Below are 5936 nucleotides of genomic sequence, written 5' to 3' on the forward strand. Positions count from 1 at the left end.
CAACAAACTACTTAGCTATTAATTTTAGTAATATATTTATTTAGATTTCTTTACCAATATTAATTGACAAAGAGCTAAAAAAAGTATTTCGAATGTGAAATGCTTTTCTTCAAATGTTTATTGTTCAAGGTAGTTTTACTGAATTTTTTAACTATAGCGTTTAAGTCGTCCTTTTAAAATTTTCCAATATAAATTAAATAAAATAAACTCCTATTACTCCAATAAGAATCAAAAAAACTGATACCACCAGCATACATCCCGTAAATTTAAAATTAAATCGATACTCACCATCTATTCCAAAAATTTTCTTCATACCAATAAATAATGTCATAACCACAAAATAAATTAGTATCATATAAATTCCTGCAACAACAAGTACAAATCCTATAGTCTTTCTATTGGGATCTGTAACATTATTCAATATATTTCCGAAAACTTGAACCGATCCCATCAAAGCAAATGAAAGCGCCGTAAAAACACCTAAAATACCAACAAACTCTGAATATATTTTTTGAACTTTTCTTCTCGCTGTTTCCGCTTCTTCGGTCACATCTTCAGTAATTTTTTCAATATATCTTCTTTGCATGCAGCTCAATTCAATATGTCTACCAAAATGTTGTAAGTTATCTCGATCTTTATTTGATATACTTAACGAATCTACAACTCCATCAAAATGATTTACGTCATTTCGGGACTTTAATCCAAAATAATTAATTAATTTAGTGAATTCATCGTTTTTTAAAGCGTAAATAACCTGACTAATTTCAGAATAATTCTTACAAATAAATTTATTATCTGAAATTTGCTTGAGAATTTCAGCAAGATTTTCATTTTTTTCGGAATCAATAAAGCTTTTTATAAGTAACTCCACGCTTAAATTCTCATTCATCATCAATACCCAATTCTGTCATATTATCACTGAAGCATTCTTTGATTTCTTCGTCTGAATAATCTTGAACATTTCGTTGAAAAATATCATTTTTAAAGTCATTCCAACTGGCATGATTATGAGTAAGTTCAACTAATTCCCAAGCTTGTTTACTAATGATTTTTTTTACTACATTCTTCAACTCAGCTAAAATATTACTTTCTAAATCTATTCGCTCTTTTTTAAGAGTAATGGTTCCATCGAGAGTTCTTTTTAAGGTAATACTAGGCGAAGTTAATAATGATGATCCTAACGTTTTAAATTCACGGTACACATCTTCTTCAACAGGACCATATTGCCACTTTGCAAAATCCCCTTCAATTAGTGGGGTATTATACTTATTTAAGCAATATCCTTGTAAAAAGAATAGCACCTTTTGTAATTTCAAATTTGTTACTGGATTATTCTCCTCATTAGCTGTTTCAATCACAAAATTTGCGACAGCGATTGGATTTTGAATATTAATTTTATTCATTTGAACAACCCCTTTCTATATAAATATTAGCACAATTCCAATATATTATATAATGTATTCTTCAAAAATTTTAACTTTAACAATTCAAAAAACTCAACATCCAATTATTCATTAATATTTTATAATAAGCAGCCACTATAGTTTCAAATACGGTAAACTACCCTTAGTTATATATACGCAATTCTCAGTTATTTTAATCATTTAAATTCTATAATCAACAAAAAAATATCTTACATCCCTTAGTGGAGTACATATACCTAAACTGTCGCACTAGACAATTTATGTTTTTTTATCACTCCAGCATCAAATACATCTTTAACACTATAAGACGTAACAACACATCTCTTCCTCCGTTTTAGGATTACCTCATTGGTATCTGAGTATCCTACTTTTTTCTTTTCAACATCATATTCTTTCTTATATTTCAAAATATTGCCATCATTTGTATACATAATTTTCAAATGATTGCTTTGTGATTTAGGAATTATTAAACCAATTTCATCCTTACTATCAATTTCACTTATATACAAAGCATATTTTTCATCTAACACTATTTTCACATCATAAATTGCAGTTTCAGACTCTAATTTTAATTTGAAGAATAATAAAGTTTCGTATGCATCATACACTTTATATACATCGGCTTTTCCATAATGAGATGGATCTCCGTTTAACCAATTTCCAACCCTCTGTGATACATCACTAAACTCATGAAGCATCTTCGTATCATTTTGAAATGCTTCAGTATTAAAATATCCCGGATAATATACCTGACTAACATTCTGTGCTACAAAGTACGGTGAAGTTTGCGTTACAATGATTTTCTTATTGCCTTTAAAAACGCTCTTGATCCAGTTAGATACGACTCCTAAGGCACCAATTCCGTCAAATATTAAATCTAACATTTATTTAATCACCTTCTTCTCCAAAATATTAGCTAATTAATTTTGCTTATTTTCCCCTTCTTAGCAACTACTCTTTTTAAAGTTCTTCTAACTCTTCAGAACTTATGACTATACCTATGCACAGTGCTAGATTTAATCGTGAAGGTTACTCCATCAAAAATAAGTCCTAAATAAGATAGTGATGCTTTTTTCCATTGACAATCTTTTTGAAGTTTTTTTATTTCTCCATTTTCAAAAATAAACTTTCCTATTTTACTATCCTCCACCGTTACTTTCATTTTATTCTGTACACTGACAATCTGACTTTCTATAAATCCTAGTAACTGACCTTCTGTCATCATATTTATTGAAATAACAATTATAAAATAATCAGAATATCGTCGATATAATCTTTGAAATTTCTCCAAAGCTTTCATAATATGGTTATCAAGTTCTAACATATAAATGTTTGCTAAAATTTCACTCATCACAGTTCCTTGTGGAATTCCCTCTGTATTAGATCACAAAAGTCGTTATTTTCCACTTTTCACTAACTTCCCAAACTCTTTTAAATTTTTTGCATATGCCTTTGCCAATTTTTTAGCGTTTTCATTTGAGCTTTGTGTATAAAGCCAATATTACATAGTGATTGATATGAAGTATGTCACGTGTAGGTAAATGTATTGATAATACGCCAATGGAAAGCTTTTAGATCCATTATAAAAATGAAGCATATAGCGGTAGGAAATATAAATTATACGAAGCATTACTAAAATCAATAGATAATTATATTAAATATTATAATAATCATCATTATCAATGGAAATTAAACAGCCTGACCCTGTTTAAATACCGGAATCAGGCTGCATAATATTATTTTATTTTTTATGTCTACTTGACAGGTTTCGCTTCATTTTACCAGCCACTTAGCCGTTACTTTATAATATATTTAATTAGATTTTTCATCAATATTAACCGATGAAGAAACGTTATTTATCTTTTCTAAATAATCCTTATGTTGCAATAAGTCCCATGTAACTAGTAACTTTCTTAAACTTGTAATATATTGTTTATCCCCCGAATTTTTCATTGAATCCTCTAACTCTTCTACAACTGATTCTCTAATATACTCAGTTAATTTCTGAAAATTGAACTTGTCTGCATTTTTTATTAATATATTTATTTTATCTATATCTTTTGCTTTTAAACTTAACACCTCTGATATATCAATATATTGCTTTTCATTATATTCTTTCTTTAGAATTAGTGTTTGCTTGATCTTCTCGTACTTATTACCTTTTATTTTGCTAATTCTACTTTCCATTCTTTTTGCATCCTTAGAAAACTCAAATATGTTTTCTAAATCATTAATATTTTTATAATGTTTTAAAAAAGGGATATATTCAGCACTTTGATTTGCTACAAATTTCAATGCAACCTTACTATCAATTTTCGATTCATCTCTAACATAATCTTTAATATATTCTATTTCATTTAACTGAACATACTCATATACATTATTTCCAATAGCTATAACTCTTGCCTTATTATTATCTTTTTCATCAGAACTGCTACTCTTATCAATTAATACGGCATCTAATTCTCCTTTAGAACCACTTGTATCGATTATTTGTTTTATTAATTTTTGAAATTTAAAAACTTGTTGCGGTGTAATTCCTTCATCAATCGCCAACAATTTATTATATAACTTTTTATAATTATCCGTAGTTATTAAATTATAATTAAAGTTTAAATCCCCATCCTTTCGTATCTCTTCTATTATATCTTCTTCATTTTCTTTATATTCTACAATCGTTATTCTATTTGCACTTTTTCTACTATCTTCCATTGGTAACTCTCTTGTAAAATCAGATAATATCTTTCGAACATTTCTATCTTTTAAAGAATACCCTAAAAATATTATAGGCGCTGTAATCATTGCTGATATAATTTTGGCAGATATTAATATTGAGTTCTTATCAAATTCATCATAATCATCCTTATTTATAACGATACTTTTAGAATCTGTGTAGCTTCCATGTATCTTGTAAACTTCAGACCACCCTGTACTTTCATCAAAAAAACCTAAATTTTTATTGTAGACCTTAGGTATTTCTTTCGTGACTTCTTCTATCCCTTTTTCAATAAAGTCATCATAATTAGTTGTTATTATCATTCTTCCTTTTGCTAAAAATTCATAATATAATTGCAACTCTTCTTCATCCACGTTATCCTTTAATTCAGCATTTTTAAAGCTATTTGCCAAGTCATATTTAAATGGAGAAATTTTATTTTCAAATACATCTTTAGTTGTTAACTCCTTTACCTCTAATTCATTAGCTAAAAATTGTTCATTAAATTCTTTTTCAATTTTTTCCCCTGCACGTACATTAGAAGCAAATTCTATCTCGTTTTCACCCCACTCAGGATGATCTACCTTTAAATTATCTTTTAACTTGATCATGTAAGAATAAAAATCTTCTTTTAATTTTAATTTTCCCCAATACTTCTCTAATAATTCAGTCCAATCAGGAGAATTACTTAAATATCTTTTTGACATCCCTGAACCTACAAATATAATTGGATATTGATTATTTTCGACAATTTCCTTTAATCCCATATTTCACACCTATTCTAATCATTATTACTATTTAATTATTACATAAAATGTGTATAACTTTAAGTGTAACTTTTATAATACATCATCTAATCAAATAGCTGATAAATGCCAAGAAAACCTATTACATATAAAATCATGTATACTAAATTTTATTCGATATATGGGAATCCACCACCAATTTGCACATTTCGTAACTAAGGATTCATATATGACTTTTTAACTATACATAAACACTTCTTTACTTTGGAACAAATTCCCCATATAAAATTAATAAGTCATTAACCTCTGTATATACTCAACAAAGACTTAACATTATTCAATTACACCTTAATAAAACTCTAAAAAATCATCTTACATTATCAACATATAAATCAAACACTATTTCTCTCCGTATAATCATTGATTATTAGCACTGAAGAGACATAAAGTTTAAATACTATTAAACTGAAGGAAAAAAATAAAAAAACAAAAAACATTTTTCCCAAAAAAAAGTAATCCACTAAACTTGTTAAAAAGCTTTTAAACTAAAAAGGTACTTTGAAAGAAAGGAGCAGTAGCTGTGTTTATAATATTAATAGCATTAACGTTCATTGCAGTATACCATGATAATAATAAGTAAATAATTTATCTGCATGCTATTCTCCCTTTAGAACAGGACACAGAATCAAACAAATTTCTGTATCTATTCTGGAGGGAGTTTTTGTATGTCAAAAAGGGTTAAATATTCGTTAGAAGTTAAAATAAAAAGCGTAGAAATATTTCTTTCGAGAAAGTATCGAATTTGTGAAATTAAAAAAAACGGAGCTAACGGAGATGCAGTCTATAGATGAGTTCGCACGATCCAACACAACGGTATTGATGGATTGAAGTGATCAAATACTTGAATAAGATTAAAGTATTAAAACGCCTATCGTTTGGATTCAAAAGTTTTAAAAACTTTCGCTTACACATTTATTATCAAGTCTAGAAACTACATTCAACATCAAAGAAAAAAAGCGCAAAAAAATAACAGCTAAGCAGCTTGTTCAA

General features: G+C 27.8%; 6 protein-coding genes. 1 reads left to right on the plus strand and 5 read right to left on the minus strand.

Translation table 11 applies throughout. The features are described 5' to 3' along the window. Window positions 1–193: 193 nt before the first annotated feature. The 4 genes from JCM14209_RS08385 to JCM14209_RS08400 form a co-directional block, all read right to left on the minus strand. A complete protein-coding gene (locus tag JCM14209_RS08385) occupies window positions 194–892 on the minus strand; it encodes a hypothetical protein (RefSeq protein WP_155830705.1) in 699 nt (232 codons plus the stop codon). Next, the gene (locus JCM14209_RS08390) at window positions 882–1403 is read right to left on the minus strand and encodes a Panacea domain-containing protein (protein WP_025023017.1); all 522 of its coding nucleotides are present in this window, start codon (window positions 1401–1403) and stop codon (window positions 882–884) included. Before JCM14209_RS08390 ends, JCM14209_RS08385 begins: the two co-directional genes overlap by 11 nt. A 257-nt stretch (window positions 1404–1660) precedes the next feature. Then, complete coding sequence (locus JCM14209_RS08395; protein WP_025023018.1) at window positions 1661–2308, minus strand: hypothetical protein; 648 nt, start codon at window positions 2306–2308, stop codon at window positions 1661–1663. 95 nt (window positions 2309–2403) lie between these two features. Then, on the minus strand, window positions 2404–2775 hold the full coding sequence (locus tag JCM14209_RS08400) for a hypothetical protein (protein ID WP_025023019.1): 372 nt from the start codon (window positions 2773–2775) through the stop codon (window positions 2404–2406). A gap of 224 nt (window positions 2776–2999) precedes the next feature. On the opposite strand from JCM14209_RS08400, the gene JCM14209_RS10550 reads away from it, so the two are divergent. Next, window positions 3000–3158: an IS3 family transposase gene (locus JCM14209_RS10550; RefSeq protein ID WP_081774092.1), complete on the plus strand. Its 159-nt coding sequence runs from the start codon at window positions 3000–3002 to the stop codon at window positions 3156–3158. Between the two features lie 78 nt (window positions 3159–3236). Here the strand turns inward: JCM14209_RS10550 and JCM14209_RS08405 are convergent, their stop codons facing one another. After that, window positions 3237–4907 (minus strand): SIR2 family protein, encoded by a 1671-nt coding sequence (locus JCM14209_RS08405; RefSeq protein ID WP_025023020.1) that lies wholly within the window; start codon window positions 4905–4907, stop codon window positions 3237–3239. Window positions 4908–5936: the final 1029 nt, after the last annotated feature.

This window comes from Ligilactobacillus hayakitensis DSM 18933 = JCM 14209, assembly GCF_000615845.1.
GTDB classification, from domain to species: Bacteria; Bacillota; Bacilli; order Lactobacillales; family Lactobacillaceae; genus Ligilactobacillus; species Ligilactobacillus hayakitensis.

Coding starts and splice junctions, on each gene's coding strand:
- JCM14209_RS08385 (WP_155830705.1), bottom strand. CDS start 892: ATGATGAATGAGAATTTAAGCGTGGAGTTACTTATAAAAAGCTTTATT.
- JCM14209_RS08390 (WP_025023017.1), bottom strand. CDS start 1,403: ATGAATAAAATTAATATTCAAAATCCAATCGCTGTCGCAAATTTTGTG.
- JCM14209_RS08395 (WP_025023018.1), bottom strand. CDS start 2,308: ATGTTAGATTTAATATTTGACGGAATTGGTGCCTTAGGAGTCGTATCT.
- JCM14209_RS08400 (WP_025023019.1), bottom strand. CDS start 2,775: ATGAGTGAAATTTTAGCAAACATTTATATGTTAGAACTTGATAACCAT.
- JCM14209_RS08405 (WP_025023020.1), bottom strand. CDS start 4,907: ATGGGATTAAAGGAAATTGTCGAAAATAATCAATATCCAATTATATTT.